At 60.5% G+C, this 20089-nt stretch carries 15 protein-coding genes and 4 pseudogenes; 14 read left to right on the forward strand and 5 right to left on the reverse strand.

All coding sequences use genetic code 11. From position 1 onward, the window contains the following. Positions 1–11 precede the first annotated feature (11 nt). The 7 genes and pseudogenes from nthB to L8K08_RS23150 all read left to right on the forward strand — a co-directional run bounded on the left by nthB (position 12) and on the right by L8K08_RS23150 (position 6961). A complete protein-coding gene (gene nthB / locus L8K08_RS23115; RefSeq protein WP_145163491.1) occupies positions 12–674 on the forward strand; it encodes a nitrile hydratase subunit beta in 663 nt (220 codons plus the stop codon). After that, positions 671–1921, forward strand: coding sequence for a GTP-binding protein (locus L8K08_RS23120; RefSeq protein WP_242200155.1), 1251 nt, complete (start codon positions 671–673; stop codon positions 1919–1921). The genes nthB and L8K08_RS23120 overlap by 4 nt, the downstream gene beginning before the upstream one ends. 28 nt (positions 1922–1949) lie before the next feature. Then, entirely contained in the window at positions 1950–3242 is a 1293-nt protein-coding gene (locus L8K08_RS23125; protein ID WP_277933720.1) for a PAS domain-containing protein, read from the forward strand. 69 nt (positions 3243–3311) lie between these two features. After that, positions 3312–4951, forward strand: a pseudogene (locus L8K08_RS23135) (AMP-binding protein). A 94-nt stretch (positions 4952–5045) separates the two neighbouring features. Continuing rightward, positions 5046–5235, forward strand: a pseudogene (locus L8K08_RS23140) (alcohol dehydrogenase catalytic domain-containing protein); the annotation flags it as partial. Between the two features lie 189 nt (positions 5236–5424). Beyond that, a complete protein-coding gene (locus tag L8K08_RS23145; RefSeq protein ID WP_242200157.1) occupies positions 5425–5901 on the forward strand; it encodes a hypothetical protein in 477 nt (158 codons plus the stop codon). Next, entirely contained in the window at positions 5870–6961 is a 1092-nt protein-coding gene (locus L8K08_RS23150; protein ID WP_242200159.1) for a sensor domain-containing diguanylate cyclase, read from the forward strand. Before L8K08_RS23145 ends, L8K08_RS23150 begins: the two co-directional genes overlap by 32 nt. A 45-nt stretch (positions 6962–7006) precedes the next feature. Here the strand turns inward: L8K08_RS23150 and L8K08_RS23155 are convergent, their stop codons facing one another. From L8K08_RS23155 to L8K08_RS23170, 4 genes are all read right to left on the reverse strand, one after another. Then, on the reverse strand, positions 7007–7708 hold the full coding sequence (locus L8K08_RS23155) for a VacJ family lipoprotein (RefSeq protein WP_315975597.1): 702 nt from the start codon (positions 7706–7708) through the stop codon (positions 7007–7009). 86 nt (positions 7709–7794) lie between these two features. Next, positions 7795–9189, reverse strand: coding sequence for an efflux transporter outer membrane subunit (locus L8K08_RS23160; protein ID WP_242200163.1), 1395 nt, complete (start codon positions 9187–9189; stop codon positions 7795–7797). Then, positions 9186–12320 (reverse strand): efflux RND transporter permease subunit, encoded by a 3135-nt coding sequence (locus L8K08_RS23165; protein ID WP_242200165.1) that lies wholly within the window; start codon positions 12318–12320, stop codon positions 9186–9188. The genes L8K08_RS23160 and L8K08_RS23165 overlap by 4 nt, the downstream gene beginning before the upstream one ends. Before the next feature lie 2 nt (positions 12321–12322). After that, positions 12323–13507 carry an efflux RND transporter periplasmic adaptor subunit gene (locus L8K08_RS23170; protein ID WP_242200167.1) on the reverse strand — a complete coding sequence of 395 codons (1185 nt, stop codon included), beginning with the start codon at positions 13505–13507 and terminating at the stop codon, positions 12323–12325. 145 nt (positions 13508–13652) lie between these two features. Here L8K08_RS23170 and baeS point away from each other — a divergent pair, with 145 nt between their 5' ends. Both baeS and L8K08_RS23180 read left to right on the forward strand, forming a co-directional pair. Continuing rightward, a complete protein-coding gene (gene baeS / locus L8K08_RS23175) occupies positions 13653–15038 on the forward strand; it encodes a sensor histidine kinase efflux regulator BaeS (protein ID WP_145163474.1) in 1386 nt (461 codons plus the stop codon). A gap of 3 nt (positions 15039–15041) precedes the next feature. After that, on the forward strand, positions 15042–15725 hold the full coding sequence (locus L8K08_RS23180) for a response regulator (protein WP_242200168.1): 684 nt from the start codon (positions 15042–15044) through the stop codon (positions 15723–15725). A 243-nt stretch (positions 15726–15968) separates the two neighbouring features. Here the strand turns inward: L8K08_RS23180 and L8K08_RS23185 are convergent, their stop codons facing one another. Next, positions 15969–16451 (reverse strand): Lrp/AsnC family transcriptional regulator, encoded by a 483-nt coding sequence (locus L8K08_RS23185; RefSeq protein ID WP_242200169.1) that lies wholly within the window; start codon positions 16449–16451, stop codon positions 15969–15971. A 184-nt stretch (positions 16452–16635) separates the two neighbouring features. Between L8K08_RS23185 and L8K08_RS23190 the strand changes: the two genes are divergently transcribed. The 5 genes and pseudogenes from L8K08_RS23190 (at position 16636) to L8K08_RS23210 (ending at position 19719) form a co-directional block, all read left to right on the forward strand. Continuing rightward, positions 16636–17676: a zinc-dependent alcohol dehydrogenase family protein gene (locus L8K08_RS23190; RefSeq protein WP_242200170.1), complete on the forward strand. Its 1041-nt coding sequence runs from the start codon at positions 16636–16638 to the stop codon at positions 17674–17676. A gap of 148 nt (positions 17677–17824) precedes the next feature. Then, positions 17825–17959 (forward strand): annotated as a pseudogene (locus L8K08_RS23195) (muconate cycloisomerase); the annotation flags it as partial. Positions 17960–18211: 252 nt separating this feature from the next. Continuing rightward, positions 18212–18403, forward strand: a pseudogene (locus tag L8K08_RS23200) (MFS transporter); the annotation flags it as partial. A 109-nt stretch (positions 18404–18512) separates the two neighbouring features. After that, positions 18513–19385, forward strand: a complete 873-nt coding sequence (locus L8K08_RS23205; RefSeq protein WP_242200171.1) for a TIGR00366 family protein — start codon at positions 18513–18515, stop codon at positions 19383–19385. Positions 19386–19416: 31 nt separating this feature from the next. Next, positions 19417–19719 carry a YciI family protein gene (locus tag L8K08_RS23210; protein ID WP_242200172.1) on the forward strand — a complete coding sequence of 101 codons (303 nt, stop codon included), beginning with the start codon at positions 19417–19419 and terminating at the stop codon, positions 19717–19719. Positions 19720–20089 lie beyond the last annotated feature (370 nt).

Consider the following 20089-nt stretch of genomic DNA (forward strand, 5'->3'; position numbering starts at 1 on the left):
AGGTATTCACGATGGATGGTTTTCACGATCTCGGTGGTTTTCAAGGCTTTGGCAAGGTCCCTCATACCATCAACAGCCTGAGCTACAAACAGGTGTTCAAGCAGGACTGGGAGCACCTGGCCTACAGCCTGATGTTTGTCGGTGCCGATCACTTGAAAAAGTTCAGCGTGGACGAAATACGCCACGCCGTCGAACGCCTGGATGTTCGTCAACATGTCGGCACCCAGTACTACGAACGCTATGTCATCGCGACCGCCACCCTGCTGGTCGAAACAGGCGTCATCACCCAGGCGGAACTCGATCAGGCCCTGGGTGCTCACTTCAAGCTGGCGAATCCCGCTCATGCTGAAGGTCGCCCGGCGATCACCGGTCGAGCGCACTTTGAGGTGGGCGACCGAGTGCTCGTGCGAGACGAGTATGTGGCCGGGCATACCCGCATGCCCGCCTACGTGCGTGGCAAAGAAGGCGTGGTCCTGCACCGCACATCCGTGCAGTGGCCGTTCCCGGACGCGATTGGCCATGGCGACCTGAGCGCGGCGCATCAGCCCACCTACCACGTCGAGTTTCGCACTCAGGACCTGTGGGGGGACGCCGCAGATGAGGGTTTGGTGGTGGTCGACCTGTTCGAAAGCTACCTGGATAAGGCCGCAAGCCAACCTGCGGTGAACACATGATTGACGGCGCCCAGGCGGGCCGACTGCCGGTAACGGTACTTTCCGGCTTCCTCGGCGCCGGCAAAACCACCCTGCTCAACCATATCCTGCGCAATCGCGAAGGCCTGCGGGTGGCGGTCATCGTCAATGACATGAGCGAAGTCAACATCGATGCCGAAGAGGTGCAGCGCGACGTATCACTGCACCGTGGTCGCGATGAGTTGATCGAGATGAGCAATGGTTGCATCTGCTGCACGCTGCGCGCCGATCTGCTCGAACAGATCAGTGCCCTGGCACGCCAGCAGCGTTTCGATTACCTGCTGATTGAATCCACCGGGATCTCCGAGCCCATGCCCGTGGCGGAGACGTTCGCTTTCCTGGACGCACAGGGCTTCAGCCTCAGCGAACTGGCACGGCTCGATACGCTGGTGACGGTAGTCGATGGCAGTCGTTTTCAGGCGTTGCTGGCGTCGCCGGACACCGTGGCCCGCGACGACGCGCAGGAGGACACACCTAAGCGCCCTCTGGCGGACCTTCTGATCGAGCAGGTGGAGTACGCCAACGTCATTCTCGTCAACAAACTGGACCTGCTCGATGAGCCTGGCTACCAGGCCGTGCACGCGATCCTCACCGGGCTTAACCCGACCGCGCGGATCGTGCCGATGGTTGAGGGTAACGTTGAGTTATCCAGCATCCTCGATACCCATCTGTTTGATCTGCCCAGCCTTGCGGCGTCGCCGGGCTGGATGAAGAAAATGGAGGCCGGCGACGCACCGGCATCCGAGTCGGACACCTATGGCGTGACGTCCTGGGTGTACCGCGAGCGCGCGCCTTTTCACCCAAAGCGATTGTTCGACTTTCTCCAGCGGCCCTGGTGCAACGGGCGTCTGCTGCGCAGCAAAGGTTACTTCTGGCTCGCCAGCCGACACCGGGAAACCGGCCTGCTGGTGCAGAGCGGCAAGCAGTTCCAGTGGGACTATGTCGGCCACTGGTGGAACTTCATCGAGCCGTCGCAATGGCCGCGGGATGAATATCGGTTGCAAAGCATCATGGCCAAGTGGGACAGCATTGTCGGGGATTGCCGGCAAGAGCTGGTCTTCATCGGCCAGGATCTGGATACCCACACGTTGCAGCGCGAACTCGACCACTGCCTGCTGAGTGCTCAGGAAATCGCCGCAGGCCCGTCGGCCTGGCAAGCCCTGCCGGGGGCGACAGCCTTTGACGCCCGGGCCTTGTCGACATGCCCGACGCCCTCGCTTGCAGGCTGAACCCATTTGATCGAGGTAGAGGTGTTCCATGCTTTTTTTCAGCCGAACCACCCGCTGGGTACTGGCGCCACTTGCCGACAGGCTGGAGCAGCCTGACCAGGCGAGCACGCCGTTATCGTCGAACCACCCGTTATTGCGCCGCATCCTTGCAGGCGTCGAGCAACTGCTGCAGGAGCGACAAGCCCTGAAGGAGCAAACGCGCGCACTGACCTTGCACGTCAGCCAATTGGACGAGCGCCTGGCTGACCGCGACAAACATTTGCGCCAGTCGCAAGCACGCTGGGCACTGATCACCCGGGGCGCAGATGAACTGTTCTGGTCGCTGGACCTGGAGGGCGCCGCCGCACCCGCGGCGGAGTCCAGGATGGAGTGGACGGGGTCTGCATCGATCCAGGCCCAAGGTATTGATCAGCTTGGCCGTTGGAGCGAACAGCTACACCCGGCTGATCGGCAACCGCACCTGGAGGCGCTTGCCAGGCACCTTGCCGACCGCAACGGGCGGACGCCCTTTGCGCTCGAGGTGCGGATGAAGTCCGCATCAGACGGTGACTATCGATGGTGCAGGATCAGCGGCGATTCATGTCGCGATACGCAAGGCGTACCGCTCGCCATCGGTGGGACCCTGCGTGACATTCACGACCAGCACCTGCACACCGAAGCGCTCGAACTGGCGGCCACACGTTTCGACATTTCCCGGGAAATGCTGCATGACGGGCTCTGGGACATCGAGGTCGTGGCTGGCGACCCTGCGAATCCGACAAATACCATTTGGTGGTCTTCGCAAATGCGCCGGCTGCTGGGGTGCAGCACGGTTGAAGAGTTCCCCAACACCCTGGAAAGCTGGACCTCGCGCTTGCATCCCGAGGACAGCGCGCGGGCAATCGCAGCGTTTGTCGCCCACGTTGATGACCGCAGCGGCAAGACCCCGTTTGATGTGGATTATCGACTCAAACATAAAAGTGGCGCTTACCGCTGGTTTCGCGGCCGGGGGCAAACGCGCCGCGCGCAGGACGGCTCACCGCAAAGAGTGGTGGGCGCCATCACCGATATCCATGCCCACCATGAAGAAAGCACGATGCGTGAGGCTCAGGCGGAACAACATCGGGTAATGCAGGAAACCCTCAGCAAGTTGACCCAGATCGTCGCGACCATCCAGGGCATTGCCAGCCAAACCAACCTGTTGGCGTTGAACGCCGCCATTGAGGCGGCGCGCGCAGGCGAGGCCGGGCGCGGGTTTGCCGTGGTCGCCGATGAAGTGCGCAAGCTGGCCACCCGAACCAGCCAGGCCACGCAGCAAGCAGCCGAAATGATGGACAGCTGACACCATGAAAGCGCGTGCACTGGGCCAGTGCACACAGGGCATATTCCAACAATAATAATCAGGTACGTTATGCGCGATTACGACTCAGCAGTGAGATCTTTCGATTATCTACAACTGGCCGCCCAGGATTTGCACGGCGAGCTGGCCGCCTTGAACGCATGCATCGAATGCTGCGACCGGCACGCCGACGGTGATGCCGTGGCGTTGTATTGCGAAACCCGGGATGGCCACGCCACGCACTACACCTTCAGCGAACTGCAGGCACAGGCTGCGCGCTTCGGCAACTTTCTGCGAGAGCAAGGGGTCAAGCCGGGCGAGCGTGTAGCAGGCCTGATGCCACGCACGGTTGAACTGTTGATTGCCATTTTGGGTACCTGGCGCATCGGCGCGGTCTACCAACCGCTCTTCACTGCATTCGGCCCAAAGGCGATCGAGCAGCGGTTGGGCTGCTCCGAGGCACGCTGGATCGTGACCGATGCCCATAATCGCCCCAAGCTCGACGAGGTCACTGACTGCCCCCTATCATCGTGACCGGCGCTGATCCACGGCACCCGGGTGATTACGACTTCTGGGCCGTCCTGGGTCGTCAACAGGCGGATTGCGCGCCTGAGTTGCTGGACGCCAGCGCACCGTTCCTGCTGATGTGCACGTCGGGTACCACAGGGCCGGCCAAGCCGCTGGAGGTACCGTTGAGCGCCATTCTGGCCTTCAAGGGCTATATGCGTGATTCGATTGACCTGCGAGAGGACGACCATTTCTGGAATCTCGCCGACCCCGGCTGGGCCTATGGTTTGTACTACGCAGTGACCGGCCCGCTGGCGTGTGGCCGTGCCACGCTGTTCTATGACGGCCCTTTTGCGGTGGACAGTACCTGCCGGATCATCGCCAAGTATGCGATCAGCAACCTGGCCGGCTCGCCGACGGCTTATCGTCTGCTGATCGCGGCAGGGGCTGAGTTCGCCGACGCCGTGCGTGGCCACCTGCGTGTCATCAGCAGCGCCGGCGAACCGCTTAACCCGCAAGTCATTCGGTGGTTTGCCGAAGAACTCGGTGTGGTCATCCACGACCACTACGGCCAGACTGAAATCGGCATGGTGCTGTGCAATCACCACGGCTTGCGCCACCCGGTACGTGAGGGCTCGGCCGGTTATGCGGTTGCGGGGTACCGGATTGTCGTGCTGGATGACGCACATCGCGAATTGCCGACTGGCCGGCCAGGCGTGCTGGCGGTGGATCGCGAGCGCTCGCCCCTGTGCTGGTTCAACGGCTACTTCGGTATGCACACCAAGGCCTTTGTCGACCGCTATTACTTGAGCGGCGATATCGTGGAGCTCAATGACGACGGCAGTATCAGCTTCGTCGGCCGTAACGACGACGTGATCACCACGTTCGGTTATCGCGTCGGGCCTTTCGATGTGGAAAGTGCGCTGATCGAACACCCGGCGGTGGTTGAAACCGCCGTCATCGGCAAACCCGACCCGCAACGCACCGAGCTGATCAAGGCGTTTGTCGTACTGAACCGTCAGTACCTGCCAAGCGCCGAGTTGGCTGAAGTCTTGCGCCTGCATGTGCGACAGCGCCTGGCCGCACATGCGTACCCACGGGAAATCGAGTTCGTTGAACAACTGCCCAAGACACCGAGTGGCAAACTGCAGCGGTTCATTCTGCGCAGCCAGGAAATGGCAAGGCAGCAGGCGCTCGACAAATAAGGCCAGGGCCGTCGGGAGCGGCTACGTGTGTACAGCACGGCGCGAGTGTTGTGCTAAGCCGCACGGAATTCCAGCGCAGAGCCCTGGAGTTGTCAGGGACATCACCCGGTGGAAGGTCGGCGACCGTGTGACGGTCGCCCTTTGCAGGCTGATGTGGCGCGTGTCGCGAGTGCAACAGCGGTAACCCGCAAGTCTGCACTACCCAGTTTCAACCGGGCTTCACTCATTGGGGGTCGTTTGCCGAGTACGTCGGTATACACCAGGCCGACCTGAACCTCGTCGCACAGCCGGCGTGACCGCGTTCTAGAATCATTCACCTGCCACCGGCAATGTACAGGTGTGTGGGCTCCTCGCTTACTCTATAAACGCCGTATTGCCGTACCTGATCTATAAAGATATTGGCAGGTGTGCCGATAATCGAGAAAGCCCTTCAGGCGGTTGCTGTTCGTTTGGCGATGAGTAAGGAACACGAAATGATGCCTTTTCGTAAGAGCGCCCTTAAAGCATCCGACGTGACCCTCTGCATTCTTGTGTGCCTGGCTGGGGTGGCCGTAACGAGCTTGGTACTGATTCTCTACCACGGGTCAGAGCAGCGCACCGTTGCCGTTGCGTTCCAACTGGAGGTTGACGAACGATTCAGTCGCTTGCAGCGACGTTTTACTGTTCAAGACTTGAAACTGGACACCGTCAGGCGTTTCTTCATCAACGCCGACGATGTCACGGAAAAGGAGTTTATGGGGTTCGTCACGCCTCTCGTCGAAGAGGGCGAAACGTACGGCTGGGTACCGAGGATTCTCGAGCAGGATCTACAAGTGTTTCACACCAAGGCGCTGCTCAATGGTACGAGTGACTTTGCGTATCATGAGATCAATCCAATCACCGGTGCCGAAGCCCCCCCTCACCCGTCGCCCGGAACACATGGTCTTGCTCTATTTATCCAAGCGCGATGACGTGAAGGTTACCCCTGGCATGGATGTCATCGCCCGCCCGGATCGCGAGGCCCTGTTGAAGAAGGCACGAGAAACACATCAAATGGTCGTGTCGGAACCGTTGAAAATGAGCAATGGCCAGGCCGGGGTTTTCTTTGTCGCTCCCGTATTCAAAGAGTCCTCCGAGGCGCCAGTGAACGATGAAGGTTTGCAGGGCTTCATCATCTCGACAATGCGCTTGGCCTCCTTGATGGAACAAAGCATTCCGTTACCCAGTCTGCAACGACTGAACGTAACGCTGTCATTGACCGACACACAGCATCAGGAAGACAACATTTATCAGAGCTTATCGCCGGCTGCCCCATCGCCGCTTTACGCTCAGCGCGTGTTGAAAGTAGCCGACCAACACTACTTGATGCGGTTTCGGCCAACCTCAGCATTTTTGAGCTCCAACAGTCACGCATCGTTTATCAGTCTGATTGCCGTGTTCGGAACAGGATTGACGCTGCTGATGACGTTGATGGTGTACTTGCTGATCACGCAGCGCGCGCGGGCCCTGTCTCTTGTTGAAGAGCGCACGCAAGCCCTGCGTTTATTGAACATTACCGACCACCTGACGGGCGTGTATAACCGCAGGCACTTCGAAGAGCTGATGGAACGCCTGCTCATTGAAGCTAACACCCACTACCAGCCTCTATCGCTGATCATGTTCGACGTTGATCACTTCAAACGCATCAACGACAGCAGGGGGCATCAGTGCGGTGACAACGTGCTGAAGGCATTGTGTACACGAATACGTTCGGCAACGCGCAAATCCGATCTACTGTGCAGAACAGGTGGCGAAGAGTTTGCCTTGATCTGCCCGGGTAGCGAACTGCACGACACAAAGCGGCTGGCGGAAAAGCTTCGAGCCCTCGTCAGCGCCCTGCCCTTTGAGGAGGCGGGTCAGGTAACGTGTAGCTTCGGCGTCGCGGCGTGGGTGCCATCGGAGTCATTTGATGCTTTCATGCGGCGCGCGGACAGCGCTATGTACAGTGCTAAATCAAAGGGCCGTGATCAAGTCCAGCTTGCCAATGTGTAACAAGCCGGATGCAGGGTTATCACGACCTGGTGGGTCACGTCCCGATCAAAAGTCGTCCTTTACGGCTCCCCCGTTGATCTTGAACGCTCGGGTTTGCAGATAGACACTTCGAATGAAGTTGTACTTATCGCCCGTAATGAGCTTTTCGGACGTCAGATATTGAGCACGTCCGTCGATCAGGCTCACGCCGTAAAGGCTATTACGGGTAGGAACGTCGCCGATGTAGCGGACCGGATTGGTGTAGGCATCAGGAAGGATGGCAGGCGCATCGCGCAGTGTGCTTGGCCCCAGGAGCGGCAGTACCAGGTAAGGGCCGCTATTTACCCCCCAGTAACCTAAGGTTTGACCGAAATCTTCGTCACTGCGCTGCAGCCCCATGGGCGTCGCGACGTCAAACAACCCCGCCAGGCCAATCGTGCTGTTGAGTAAAAAGCGACTCGTATCCACGCCGGCACTATGAAACTTGGCTTGAAGTAAGTTGTTGGACAGATTTTTGACCTCCCCCAGATTATTGAAAAAATGATGAATGCCGTCTTGAGCAACCCGGGGAGTGACGAATTGGTAGGCTTGGGCAAGTGGTTTGAGTGCATAGGTATCCAACGTGTCGTTGAATGAGAAAATAGGTCGGTTAATACCTTCCCATGGATCTGCGTCGGCGTCCGCACGCGAAGGCGGTGAGATCGTGATGAAGCAGGCGCAGGCAAGCACCTGGACGCAACGGCTTACACTGGAACGAAAGGCACACATGGTTATTCCCCACTCAAAGAAGTCATCTGATTTGATGCGCGCAAGCCGTTCCTTCGCTGCGGTGATGTGTGCACGTGGCAGGGCCATTAATTCCACCCGCCCCCCAGCACTTTGTACAACGTGATGCGATTACTCTGCTCGGTCAGGCGCAGCGTGATCAGGTCCTGCTGTGCGCTGTAGAGCGAGCGTTGCGCATCCAGGGCTTCGAGGTAGCTTTGCGAGCCGCCCCGATACAAGGCATCCGAGAGTTCGAAGCTTTTGCGGCTGGCGTCGGTCAGCGCCTGTTGCGCGGCGATACGGCGATCCAGGGTGCTGCGCACCGCCAACGCATCGGCCACTTCGCGGAAGGCGGTCTGCAGGGTTTGCTGATAGGTCTGCACCTGGATCTCGCGTTCTACCTTGGCCGAATCCAGGGTCGCGCGGTTACTGCCGCCGTCAAAAATCGGCACGCTGATGCTCGGGGCAAAGGTCCAGGCACCGCTGCCGGACTTGAACAGGCCGGCCAATGCCGAACTGGACGAGCCGGCATTGGCGGTCAGGCTGATGCTCGGGTAAAACGCCGCACGGGCCGCGCCAATATCGATGTTGGCGGACTTGAGCGTATGTTCGGCCGAGAGCACGTCCGGGCGTTGTTGCAGCAGGCTGGAGGGCAGGCCCGCCGGAATCTCCACCAGCACCGCCGCCGATTCCAGGTGCGTCCCCGGCAAGAGCGCCTCGGGCAGATCACTGCCGACCAACAGGCGCAAGGCATTGCGGTCCTGCAGGATCTGGCTCTCGTAGGACGCCACATCGCCCCGTGCCGACTCGACCGTGGTCTGGGCTTGCGCCACGGACAACGCAGAAGCGCCGCCCAAGGTGTAGCTGCGCTGGGTCAGGTCGTAGGTGGCCAACTGGCTGGTCAAGGTTTCCTGGGCCAGCAGCAGCCGTTCGTTGTCGGCGGCCAGGGTCAGCCAGGCCGTGGCCACTTCGGCCACCAGACTGATTTGCGTGCTGCGCCGGGTTTCCGTCAGCGCCAGGTAGTCTTCCAGCGCCTCATCCCGCAGGTTGCGAACCCGGCCAAACACGTCCAGCTCATAACTGCTCAGCCCCAATTGAGCGCTGTAATCGTGAGTGGTGGCCGCCGCGCCGGAGTTGGACAGCGACCCCGGTGTACGGCTATGGGTGCCGCTGACGCTCGCGTCGACAGTGGGAAACAGGTCCGCACGCTTGATGCGGTACTGCGCCTGGGCCTTCTCAACGTTCAGGCTGGCCAAACGCAAGTCGCGGTTATTGGCCAGCGCCACTACCTGCAACTGCGCCAGGCGGCTGTCGGTAAAGAACTGCTGCCATTTGATATCAACCCCAGCCTGCCCTGTTGGCAGGCTGGCTGCTGGCAGCCATTGCTCGGACACCGGTGCAGCGGGACGCTCATACTGCGGTGCCAGGTTGACGCAACCGCCCAGGGCCATGGCGGCCAGCAAAGGCCAGTGTGACTTGATCATGCATCACCTGTCGGGGCAGATTGGTTAGCGCTGTGCACGCGGCCAAAACGGCGGCGGATCAGCACGAAAAACAGCGGCACAAAGAAAATCCCCAGCACCGTCGCGCTGAACATGCCGCCCAGCACCCCGGTCCCGATGGCCTGGCGCCCGGCGGAGCCTGCGCCCGTACTCAAGGCCAGCGGCAACACGCCGAACATGAACGCCAGGGAGGTCATCAGGATCGGCCGCAGGCGTTGGCGCACGGCGATCAGCGTCGCGTCGATCACGCTGTTGCCCTGCTCTTGCAAGTGCTTGGCAAACTCAACGATCAGGATCGCGTTTTTCGCGGCCAGGCCCACGGTGGTCAACAACCCGACCTGAAAATACACGTCGTTGCTCAACCCGGCGACACGGGTCGCCAGCACCGCACCGATCACCCCCAGGGGGACCACCAGGATCACCGAAAACGGCACCGACCAACTCTCATAGAGCGCGGCCAGGCACAGGAATACAAACAACACGGAGACGCCGTAGAGCAGCGGCGCCTGGGAGCCCGACAGGCGCAGTTGATAGGATTGCCCCGTCCACTCGTAGCCGATGCCCTGGGGCAATTGCCGGACAATGGCTTCCACCGCGTTCATCGCGTCCCCGGAGCTCACCCCTGGCGCAGGGTCGCCAACGATTTCCAGGGAGGCGTTACCGTTGTAGCGTTCCAGCAACGGCGAGCCGTAACTCCAGGAGCTGGTGGCGAAGGACGAAAACGGCACCATTTCATTGTTGCTGTTGCGCACAAACCAGTGATCAAGGTCCGCCGCCTGCATGCGCGAGGATGCCTGGCCCTGTACATAGACTTTTTTCACCCGGCCCTGGTTGAGGAAGTCGTTTACGTAAGTACCGCCAAGCGCCGTCGACAATGTGGTGTTGATGTCACTGGTACTCAAGCTCAAGGCCCCGGCCTTGCGGTCGTCAATGCTGACCTTGAGCTGCGGCGCATCGTCCAGGCCGTTGCTGCGCACGCCCAGCAAGCGGGGGTCTTTCCTGGCCAACTCCAGGAACTGTTCGCGGGCCGCCACTAACGCATCATGGCCCAGGCCACCGAGGTCCTTGAGTTGCAGGTCGAACCCCGAGCTCTGGCCCAGGCCGCGCACGGTCGGCGGCTGCATGACGAACGCATCGGCATCGCCGATGCTCGACAGCGCCATGGTCGCCCGCTGGGCAATGGCGGCTGCACCCTCACCAGAGCCACCGCGTTCGGACCAGTCCTTGAGGCGAATAAACGCCCGCGCGGTATTCTGGCTGTTGCCGCCCATCCCCAGCCCGCTGATGCTGATCATCGCTTCGACTTCGGGCTGTTTCAGGATGTAGTCTTCGAACTGCTTGATCACGGCCTGTGTGCGGCTGTCCGTCGCGCCGACCGGTAACTGGATCTGTGCCAGGAGGATCCCCTGGTCTTCATCCGGCAGGAACGACGTGGCCAGGCTCATGTAGCCCACCGCCATGACCACCAGCACCACGCCGTAAAGCAGCAGGCTGCGTCCCCAACGGCGCAACACCGCCCCCACCCAGCGCTCATATCCGGCACTGGCCCGTTCAAAGGTGCGGTTGAACCAGCCGAAGAACCCGCGCTGAGCCGTATGCGCCTGGCCGCCACGCGCCTTGAGCAACGACGCGCAGAGCGCGGGTGTCAGGGTCATCGCCACCAACACCGACAGGACCATGGCCGAGACAATGGTCACCGAAAACTGCCGATAGATAATCCCGGTGGAACCACCGAAAAACGCCATGGGAATAAACACTGCACTCAGCACCAGGGTGATACCGACCAGTGCACTGCTGATTTCACTCATCGATTGCCGCGTGGCGGCCACCGGCGACAGCCCCTCGCCCATCAACCGCTCGACGTTTTCCACCACCACAATGGCGTCGTCCACCAGCAAACCGATCGCCAGGACCATGGCAAACATGGTCAAGGTGTTGATCGAATAGCCGAACAGCGCCAGCACACCGAACGTGCCCAGCAGCACCACCGGCACGGTGATCGCCGGTATCAGCGTTGCCCGCAGGCTCTGCAGGAACAGGAACATGATCAGCACCACCAGCACGATGGCCTCGCCCAGGGCCTTGACCACTTCCTCGATGGACAGGCTGACAAATGGCGTGGTGTCGTAGGCAATCACGTTTTTAAGCTGCATTTCCGTCGGGTAGAACGGCTCCATCTCCTTGAGCTTGGCCTTGACTGCCTCACCGACATTCAGCGCATTGGCGCCAGCCGCCAGTTGCACACCCATGGCTGCGGCAGGTTTGCCGTTGAGGGCCGAACTGATGTCGTAGCTTTCACTGCCCAACTCCAGGGTTGCGACGTCGCCCAGCAGAACGACAGCTCCATCACTGTTGGACTTGACGACGACATTGCGAAACTCTTCGACGGTCTGCAGTTTGCTGCGGGCGCTGATCGTGGCGTTCAACTGCTGACCCTTGATCGCCGGCAAGGCGCCGAGCTGCCCGGCGGAAACTTCAGTGTTCTGCGCCTCCAGGGCACTGCTGACGTCCGAGGGCATCAACGCGTACTTTTCCAACAGGGCAGGATCCAGCCAGATACGCATGGCGTAGCCCGACCCCAACGTCTGCACATCGCCAACGCCGTCTATTCGGCTGATGGAGTCCAGCAAGGTGGTGGAAATGTAGTCGCCGATCTGGGTACCGGTGACACTGGGGTCATCCGATGCCAGGGCGACAATCATCAAGAAATCCGAGCCGCCCTTGGTCACGGTCAGGCCTTCGCTTTGTACCGTTTGCGGCAGTCTCGACTCCGCTTGTTGCAGCTTGTTCTGCACCTGCATCTGGGCGACGTCCGGGTCGGTGCCGGCAGTAAAGGTCAAACTGATGCTGGCACTGCCTGCCGAACTGCTGGTGGCCGACATATAGGTCAGGTTATCCAGGCCTTTCATCTGCTGTTCGATGACCTGGGTCACCGAATCCTCCACGGTCTTGGCCGAGGCCCCGGTGTAGGTGGCAGAAATCGTGACCGTGGGCGGCGCGATGTCCGGGTACTGCTCCAACGGCAACTGGCTGATGGACAAGCCACCACCGAGCATGATCACGATGGCGATCACCCAGGCGAAGATAGGTCGATCAATAAAAAAGTGCGCCATGTTCAACCCGCCTTCACAGGAGTCGGCGTCGTAGCCGCCTGGGTAGTGGCGTCTTGCGCGTTTACGGCGGCGCCGACACGAACCTTTTGCCCGCCTTCGACGATCAACTGGTCCCCCGCGTTCAGGCCTGCGGTGACCCACCACTGGTTACCCACCGCGCGATCGATGGTCAGCTCGCGTTGTTCAACCTTGCCGTCAACCACCAGCAACGCGGTGGTCACACCGCTGGCGCTACGGTTGACCGCTTTTTGCGGAATCAGAATGGCCTGATCATTGCGCGCCTGCTCCAGCACCGCGCGCACATACATGCCCGGCAGCAGCAGGTGGTCCGGGTTGGCGAACTCTGCGCGAAGGGTCACGGTGCCCGTGCCCTCGTTGACACTGACGCCGCTGACCTTGAGCCGCCCCTCATGGTTGTAGGCGGTGCCGTCGTCCAGCTTCAGACTGATCCGTGCCTGCCCCTCGCCGTTGGACTGCAAGGCCCCGCTGGCCAGGTCACGCTTGAGCCGCAGCAGTTCCGTAGTCGATTGGGTGACATCCACATAGATCGGATCGAGTTGTTGCACCGTGGTCAACGCGCTGTCCTGATCAGCCACCACCAGCGCCCCGGGGGTCACAGTGGACGTTTCAATGCGCCCGCTGACCGGCGAGGTAATACGTGTGTAAGCGAGGTTAATCCGGGCGGTCTCGACTTCAGCTGCGGCGACTTGCACGTCGGCGGCCGCGGTGAGCAACGTCGCCTGCGCGTCCTCGTTGTCTTGCTGGCTGATGGCATTGATCTTCACCAGTTCGGCGTCGCGCCTGGCGGTGGCCTGCGCCGATTTAAGCGTGGCGCGGTACTTGGCCAGGCTCGCCTGGGCCTGCGCCAGTGCGGCGTTGTAGGGCGCCGCATCCAATTGGTACAACGCTCGCCCGGCCTTGACATCCGCACCCTCGACAAACAGCCGCCGCTGGACGATGCCACCGACTTGCGGACGAATCTGCGCCACCATGAAGGCCTGGGTGCGCCCCGCCAGCTCGGTGGTCAGCACTTGGCTCTGGGGTTTTATGCTGATCACCGAGACCTTGGGGGTGACCGCCTCAGGAAGTGGCTCGCCGCCGGAGCAGCCGCCCAGCATGACCAAAATGATCAAGGACAGGAGCACCGCGGCGGTGACCAGGAATTTGGCGATTATTTTCGTCGACATAGCAGCCTCTGCAAGACGGGATGACTTGAGTCAGCGCCATGCTGCGAGGCAAATGTGCAGGAAAATTGAAGATTGCCCCGCCGGGTTGAATCTTTCGCTCGCCAGGGCCTAAATGGTCACCATCCATTCCCGACGGCCCGCCTCCATGAAGTTGAGTATCTCCACCAAGCTGTTTATTGCGGTACTGGCCGGTGTGTTGCTGGTCATCCTGAGCATGGGCCTGGCGACCAGCTGGAGCTTCGGGCGGGGCTTTCTCGGGTACCTCAATGAGCAGGCGCTGGAGCGCATGGCGCCCGTGCTGCCGCGCCTGGCCAGCGCTTACGCGCGCGAAGGCAATTGGGAGTTCCTGCGCAACCAGCCGGACCGCTGGTTCGACATCATGCGGCCCGAACTTGGCGAGGATCCGGCGAAGAACGACCTGCGCACGCCTTTGGCCTCCGACCTGACAGGCGCGCTATTTCGCATCGCCTTGTTGGATAAACACAAAAAACGCGTGAACGGTTACCCGGATATTGGCGACGACGCGCTGTTGCGCCCGGTTGTCGTGGGCGACGAAACCGTGGGCTGGCTGGCCGTGACCCCGTTCCAGAGCGTGACCGAAGCCGGCGGCGAACGGTTCCAGCAATACCAGTTACGCACCAGTTTGGTCATGGGCGCGTTTTCGCTGTTGCTGGCGATGCTGATTGCCTGGTGGATCGCCCGAACGCTGCTGGAACCGGTCAAACGGGTGGCCGCAGCGACCCACCGTCTGGCCAGCGGTGACTACAGCAGTCGGGTGGCGGTGGCCTCCAATGACGAAGTGGGCCAATTGGCCCGTGACTTCAACCAGCTCGCCTACACCCTGGAGCGCAATGAACAGATGCGTCGCGAGTTCATGGCCGACGTTTCGCACGAGCTGCGCACCCCGCTGTCGGTAATGCGTGGCGAGCTGGAGGCCATCGAGGATGGCGTACGCACCCTGAACCCAGGCTCGATGAAGTCGCTGCAAGGCGAGGTCAGCATGCTCAGCAAACTGGTGGATGACCTGTATGAGTTGTCCCTGGCAGATATCGGCGCACTGACCTACCGCAAGAGCGTGTGTTCATTGGATCACTTGTTGCAAGCCAGCGTGTCGATGTTCCAGGAGCGTTTGAATACCCGGTACCTGCGCGTCGAATTGGACTTGCCATCTCAACCGCTGGAGCTGTTCGCCGACGCCAATCGCTTGCAGCAATTGTTTTCCAACCTGTTGGAGAACGCCGTGCGCTACACCGATCCGGGGGGGGTCATACACATCCGCGCCTCTCAGGATCGCGCCGAGGTGTGCCTCGAGCTCCTCGACTCCGGCCCTGGTGTTTCGGCCGAGCAACTGCCGCGCCTGTTCGAGCGCTTCTATCGTGGCGAATCGTCGCGCAACCGCAGCAGTGGCGGGGCCGGCCTGGGGCTGGCGATTTGTCACAGCATCGCCCTCGCCCACGGCGGTAGCCTTGACGCCGCGCACTCCCCGCTTGGGGGGCTTTGGCTGACCCTGCGCCTGCCAAGGAACATCTGACTCATGAACGACGAAAGCCCGATCCTGATTGTCGAAGACGAACCGAAGCTGGCCGCATTGATGCAGGATTATGTGGTTGCGGCAGGCTACCCGACCCTGTGCCTGGACAACGGCTTGCAGGTGGTGCCGACCGTGCGCGCCCACACGCCGCGCCTGATCTTGCTCGACCTGATGCTGCCCGGCCGTGACGGTATGCAAGTTTGCCAGGACCTGCGTGTGTTCAGTGCCGTGCCCATCATCATGATCACCGCCCGCGTCGAAGAGGTGGACCGCCTGCTGGGGCTGGACCTGGGCGCCGACGACTACATCTGCAAGCCTTTCAGCCCGCGCGAAGTGGTTGCCCGGATCAAGGCCATCCTGCGCCGCGGTCCCCAACTGCTGAGCAGCGCCCCACCGCGCCTGCTGATCGACGAAACGCAGTACCGCGCCTCCCTCGACGGTATCGCGCTGGACCTCACCCCCCTTGAGCTGCGACTGCTCAGCACCTTTGCACGCTCCGCCGGGCGGGTGTTTTCCCGCGACCAACTGCTGGACAAGATCTACTCCGACCACCGCGTGGTCACCGACCGTACGGTGGACAGCCATATCCGCAACCTGCGACGCAAGCTGGAGCAGGCGTGCCCTGGAGAAACGCCCATCGAGTCATTGTATGGCGTGGGCTATCGGTTTCAGCTTGCCGACGCCTGAGGTCCTGTCGAGGTGACGGCCTTGGCGTGAATGCGATGTCTGGGCAAGCCCCTCGGTGCGTCCATTTCGGATCGCGCGCCCACGATTTAATCTTCGACATTTTCAACGCATAGGGCTTCGAGCAATACCGGCTCCAAGACGTCAAAGAAGCATCTGATTTCCCCGGCTATCGCCGTTTACCTGGGTATTTATCTTTCTCGTCTTATGGCTGTGCGCGCAGGCGAGGCCGGGCGCCGCAGGCCCTCAGATACTCAGGAGTTCGGCCAGCGGAAAACGCTGCGTGGTCTTCATTTCTCGCAGCGACAGGTTCGAGCGGATACTCAAAACGCCCGGGAGCTTTCGCAGCACCTTTTCGACGAATCTGCTGTAACTGTCCAAATCCCTGGCGACGACTTGAAGTAAAAAATCCGCCTCGCCCGTTGTGTTGTGGCAACTGAGTACCTGAGGCGCCGAGGCGATGATTTTTTCAAACTTTTCCGTGGCCTCTTCACTGTGATCACTGCAGGAAATCTGAACAAAAGCCATCACCCCCAGGCCCAGCTTTCTGCGATTCAGGATGGCTTGATACCCCTCAATCACCCCGCATTCCTCAAGGCGCTTTTGTTTACGCCAACAGGATGCTTCGCTGAGGGAAAGTTGCTCCGCCAATTTGACATTCGACAGTCGCCCATCTCGCTGCAATCGCTCTGATATTGCAATGTCCACCTTATCCAAACGCTCGAGCATGGTTGATCCTTTCAATTATGTGCCAGCTCACGAAGATTAATTTCATTCGGCGCAAACTATCAATCGCAATCTGAAAAGCAATTTCACCCCATTTGCACATAATGGATCACCGCTGATTCGAGCAGCCCCGAATAAGAAAGCCATCGAATACAGCGCCGCGTTTATCCAGGCAGAGGTTACTTTCATGAAAGCAGTTGTCTACGAAGCCTTTTCCAAACCGCCGCGCTTGATGGACGTCGAAGACCCGACGCCGGAGCGTCACGGTGTGGTGATACAGGTGAGGGGCACGGGGGTTTGCCGCAGCGACTGGCACGGCTGGAAGGGCCATGATCCGGACATCCAGTTGCCGCATGTTCCCGGGCATGAGCTTGCCGGCATCGTGGCCGAGGTTGGCCGCGACATTACCCGGTGGAAGGTCGGCGACCGTGTGACGGTGCCCTTCGTAGGCGGGTGTGGCGCGTGTCCCGAGTGCAACAGCGGTAACCAGCAGGTCTGCAACACACAGTTTCAACCGGGCTTCACCCACTGGGGTTCGTTTGCTGAATACGTCGGTATCCATCAGGCCGACCTGAACGTCGTGGCACTCCCTGAGAGCATGGACTTTGCCACCGCTGCAAGCCTGGGTTGTCGCTTCGCCACTTCATTCCGCGCCGTCGTTGACCAAGGCAAAGTCAGCGCCGGACAGTGGGTTGCGGTGCACGGCTGCGGAGGCGTCGGCCTGTCCGCAGTGATGATCGCCAACGCCCTCGGCGCGAACGTCATCGCCATCGATATTTCCCAGGAAAAACTAGAGCTGGCGCGCTCGCTCGGTGCCGTTGCAACCGTGAACGCACAAGCCGTTGCGGACGTCACCGAAGCCGTGCTGGAAATCACCCAGGGTGGCGCCCACGTCTCACTGGATGCACTGGGCCATCCCACCACGTGCTTCAACTCCATCAACAACCTGCGCCGTCGAGGCAAACACGTCCAGGTAGGCCTGATGCTCGCCGACCACGCCACACCGGCGATCCCCATGAGCAAAGTCATCGCGCACGAGCTTGAGATCTACGGAAGCCACGGCATGCAAGCGCATCGTTATGACGCCATGGTCCAGATGATCACCGGCGGAAAACTCGCCCCGGAAAAACTCGTGGGTAAAACCATCAGCCTGGAGCAGTCCATCGACGCGCTGATGAACATGGATCGCTTCGAGACGGCCGGCGTAACGGTTGTGACCGAGTTCTAGCTCAGGCAGGACGCAACAGTACCCAGGCCACAATACCCATTAAGTATTGGTCACCACCTCCTGGGGTATTTGACCTCTCCCAAACAAAGCAACACCATCCAGTTCATCAGGACCCCATCGGCACGCAGCTCAAGGAATGACCGCCTCCATGCACCCCATCTCTATTGAACGGGTCGAAGCTCACCTCGTCGAGCTGCCGACCCTTAGGCCACACCGGCTGGCGATGCATACCATCGAAACCCAAACTACCGTGATCCTGCGGATACGCTGTAGCGACGGCATCGACGAAAACACCAGGGAGCGACGCTCAAACTGGGCAGCGCCGACTGGTTCGGCCTGGACGACCCAGCCCTGCATGCCGAAGTCGAGCAACGCCTGGGCGCTCATCCGGGGCGAGCGTTCTTCGAGCCATTGAGCCCCATGGACCTGAGCCTGCTTGAGCTGGGCGCCAGCGCTCGGGAAAACCTCGGACAGCAGGCGCGCCAATGCTGACACCGGAGCCGCCCGTAACCCAGACCGGGGCCAGACGCTGGGTATGCCTGGTGATCCTGCTGGTGGATCGTTCCTGCCGCCCCTGGATTACTTCATCGTCAATATCGCCCTGCCCTTTATCAAGGCCGACCTGAAAGCCAGCGATGGCCTGATGCAGGCGTCGGTGTCGATCTACGCCGCAGCCTTTGCGCTGTTCCTGATCCTCGGCGGGCGTTTAAGGGACAGGTACGGGCCACGGCGGATTTTCATGCTTGGCATGCTTGGCTTTGCCGCCGCCTCGGTGGCTTGCGGCATCGCCGGCAGCGATCTGGGACTACGGCCTGGGGTTGTCGGCGACCATCCCGGTGCTTATCTCCACTCCCGGGCATCCGATGCAGAAAAGCATGGGCCTGATAGGCCTGGGCGAAACGATTTTTTCCTGGCCGATCTTGCTCACAGCTCTGGTGGTGTTGGTGACGTTGCCTCTGCTCAATGCAGCCCTGCCCCCCCGGCAGGGGGAACAGGTGACCGAGATCGACGCCAGCCAGTACATCGCCAAGGATGAAAGCGGCCAGGGCGTGGACGGGCTGTTCGCCGACAACACCGTGGCCACTCGGCTCAACAACAGTAGGCTGCTGAGCCTGGCGGTGGGCCTGTTGGGTCTGGGCTACGTCGCCGTGAGTTTTTTGCGCGGAGCCAACCTCGATCTGAACAAGGTCAACTTTCTGATCCTGTTCCTCGGCATCCTGCTGCTGCGCACCCCGGCCCAGTACATAGCCAAGCTCAATGAGGGCATCAAGACCATTACCGGGATCATTCTCCAGTACCCCTTCTACGCCGGGATCATGGCGATCATGGCCGGTTCGGGCCTGGTGGACAGTGTCTCCAGGGTCTTTGTCGACGTGGCCAACCAGCAGACCTTGCCCTTCTGGGGCTTGATCAGCTCGTTCCTGATCAACTTCTTCGCCCCTTCCGGCGGCGGCCACTGGGCGATTCAGGGCCCTTTCATGATCGAAGCTGCCCGTGCCCTGAACAGCTCACTGGCCCAGACCTCCATGGCGGTGATGCTGGGCAACGCCTGGAACGACCTGGTGCAGCCGTTCTGGATCCTCCCGGCCCTCGCCCTGTCACGGCTGAAACTCAAGGATGTGATGGGCTACACCGTGATCTGCATGTTCTGGGTCGGTGCCATCTACATTTGCACCGTCCTGCTGTGGGGATACCTGGGCCACCCGTGAGTCCCGATTCATCATTTTCAGGAGTCTGCGTATGCCATTTGTAATCGAAACATGGGACAAGCCTGGCAGCCAGGCGGTCCGCAGCCGCCACCGGCCCAGCCACCTGGCGTACCTGGAGCGCCACGCGGCGCTGTTGATCGCGTGTGGAGCCAAGTTGCATGACGATGCCAGCGACCTGGGCGGTGGGTTCTACATCGTCGAACTGGATACCCGCGAACAGGCACAGGCGTTTATCGAGGGCGACCCGTTCTACCAGGCAGGGCTGTTTCTCAACGTACAGATCACTCGTTGGCGAAAAAGCTACGTGCTCGGCAAAAACCTGCTGACCGAGTGACCACGGCACCATCAGGTGCCCCTGGACAGTGCTTGGCCAGGCACGACAAATAGCGGGCCAAGCGCCGACGTATGCGTAAATCCCAGGCAAAAAAAAGCCACTCGTTAGAGTGGCTTTTTCTTTGTGTTTGGAGCGGGAAACGAGACTCGCATCTGGCGTCCGACCCATTGAAATCTAAGGGGTTTATTTTCTTGCCGAGGCAGGAAAAGACTCAATTCTGGACTTGTTTTTTGGGTATTTCAAGAGCAAATTTGGACGGTAACTGCGTAGGATCGTCAGTAGGTGAATCATCGAGACACACCTAAATCCCGCGCTACCGGCTTTGTGCATTAAACGTCAGTTCCCTACGTCAACGCTTACGCGGATACGT

It is taken from the genome of Pseudomonas sp. TREG-RG-20F-10-E-6-01 (assembly GCF_022662455.1).
Taxonomy (GTDB): Bacteria; Pseudomonadota; Gammaproteobacteria; order Pseudomonadales; family Pseudomonadaceae; genus Aquipseudomonas.

Bases quoted from the DNA above. Each gene is read 5' to 3' on its own strand.
- nthB (WP_145163491.1), top strand. From the start codon at position 12: ATGGATGGTTTTCACGATCTCGGTGGTTTTCAAGGCTTTGGCAAGGTC.
- L8K08_RS23120 (WP_242200155.1), top strand. From the start codon at position 671: ATGATTGACGGCGCCCAGGCGGGCCGACTGCCGGTAACGGTACTTTCC.
- L8K08_RS23125 (WP_277933720.1), top strand. From the start codon at position 1,950: ATGCTTTTTTTCAGCCGAACCACCCGCTGGGTACTGGCGCCACTTGCC.
- L8K08_RS23145 (WP_242200157.1), top strand. From the start codon at position 5,425: ATGATGCCTTTTCGTAAGAGCGCCCTTAAAGCATCCGACGTGACCCTC.
- L8K08_RS23150 (WP_242200159.1), top strand. From the start codon at position 5,870: ATGGTCTTGCTCTATTTATCCAAGCGCGATGACGTGAAGGTTACCCCT.
- L8K08_RS23155 (WP_315975597.1), bottom strand. From the start codon at position 7,708: ATGTGTGCCTTTCGTTCCAGTGTAAGCCGTTGCGTCCAGGTGCTTGCC.
- L8K08_RS23160 (WP_242200163.1), bottom strand. From the start codon at position 9,189: ATGATCAAGTCACACTGGCCTTTGCTGGCCGCCATGGCCCTGGGCGGT.
- L8K08_RS23165 (WP_242200165.1), bottom strand. From the start codon at position 12,320: ATGGCGCACTTTTTTATTGATCGACCTATCTTCGCCTGGGTGATCGCC.
- L8K08_RS23170 (WP_242200167.1), bottom strand. From the start codon at position 13,507: ATGTCGACGAAAATAATCGCCAAATTCCTGGTCACCGCCGCGGTGCTC.
- baeS (WP_145163474.1), top strand. From the start codon at position 13,653: ATGAAGTTGAGTATCTCCACCAAGCTGTTTATTGCGGTACTGGCCGGT.
- L8K08_RS23180 (WP_242200168.1), top strand. From the start codon at position 15,042: ATGAACGACGAAAGCCCGATCCTGATTGTCGAAGACGAACCGAAGCTG.
- L8K08_RS23185 (WP_242200169.1), bottom strand. From the start codon at position 16,451: ATGCTCGAGCGTTTGGATAAGGTGGACATTGCAATATCAGAGCGATTG.
- L8K08_RS23190 (WP_242200170.1), top strand. From the start codon at position 16,636: ATGAAAGCAGTTGTCTACGAAGCCTTTTCCAAACCGCCGCGCTTGATG.
- L8K08_RS23210 (WP_242200172.1), top strand. From the start codon at position 19,417: ATGCCATTTGTAATCGAAACATGGGACAAGCCTGGCAGCCAGGCGGTC.